This window comes from Microtetraspora sp. AC03309 (assembly GCF_020826795.1).
Lineage (GTDB): Bacteria > Actinomycetota > Actinomycetes > Streptosporangiales > Streptosporangiaceae > Microtetraspora > Microtetraspora glauca.
In genome coordinates, this window is the sequence record NZ_JADDIL010000236.1 from 1 (window position 1) to 976 (window position 976).

The window sequence follows — 976 nt, forward strand, 5'->3', positions numbered from 1 at the left end:
CGCATACCAGGCTCGGTGGGCTGGGTCCCACCACGCCCCCGCGGCTTTAGCAGCCTCTTTTTCCTCGTATGGAACCTCTAGCCAGAGCCGATCCGGTCGGCGGGGCTGCACTTCCATGATTACATTCTGCTGTGACGCTGCTGCATGTTGCGGGCGTGTGGGACGAACGTTGCAGCGAGTCGCTCGAATTGCTCATCAAGATGGCGTTTCTGGGCTTCGTGACCGGGATGGTCCTCGGGACGTTCCCCTTCGTTGGTGACGGTGTAGACGAGGATCGTTGTGGGGTCGCGGCGGATGATGAACTGCGATCCCGGTGGAGCTTGGCGGGTCAGTCGGGGATCAGCAAGGATCGCTGGTGCGCGCAGAAGCGGTGTGGTGGCGAACCGCCCTTGCCCGATGGTCGGGTCGAAAATGGTCGTCATCGCAGGAATATGCAACACGGTATGCCCGGTCCAGTGATTGCCTTCATGGCGCGGCGAGAGTGAACCGATCCGGTCGATGACCTGGCCATCGGGGCGGCAGACATCGACGGCGACGGTGAGAAGACTGTAGCTGTACCCCAGCGCTGTCATCCCTTTGCCGATCAGGTAGCAGGCGTGCCAGCACTGGAACATCCCCGCTGAGGAGCCGCCGGGGTCGCCCGCGCCAACCCACATCATGGTGGCCGCCGCAAGTGCCCGCTGATGCTCGTCGGCGCCGAGTCGTAGGTGGCACCATTCGCTGTAGAACTGATCGACGGAAAGGGTCTCGGCATGCTGATTCCACGCCGTGATCGGGTCTGATAGCTGGTTGAGGCCCAGTGGATCGTGAGTACGGCGCATTTGTGTGTTGCGTTTTACCTTGCGGCCCTTAGATTTTGGCATTTAATCCCCTGTTATTGGAAGGCGTCGTGGGCCTGCGTGCGTGGGTTCTCGTTAAGCCTGTTGGGCGTCTGAGCGCTTTGCAAGAGGACCTATCGTCAGATAGCGGTATGCGG

2 protein-coding genes are annotated in these 976 nt (G+C 61.2%); both read right to left on the reverse strand.

The window, feature by feature from the left end; translation table 11 throughout:
* A partial coding sequence (locus IMZ11_RS42525) for a DUF5710 domain-containing protein (RefSeq protein WP_228649248.1) occupies positions 1–117 on the reverse strand: 117 nt, incomplete at its 3' end.
* A 2-nt stretch (positions 118–119) separates the two neighbouring features.
* Positions 120–863 (reverse strand): hypothetical protein, encoded by a 744-nt coding sequence (locus tag IMZ11_RS42530; RefSeq protein ID WP_228649246.1) that lies wholly within the window; start codon positions 861–863, stop codon positions 120–122.
* Positions 864–976 lie beyond the last annotated feature (113 nt).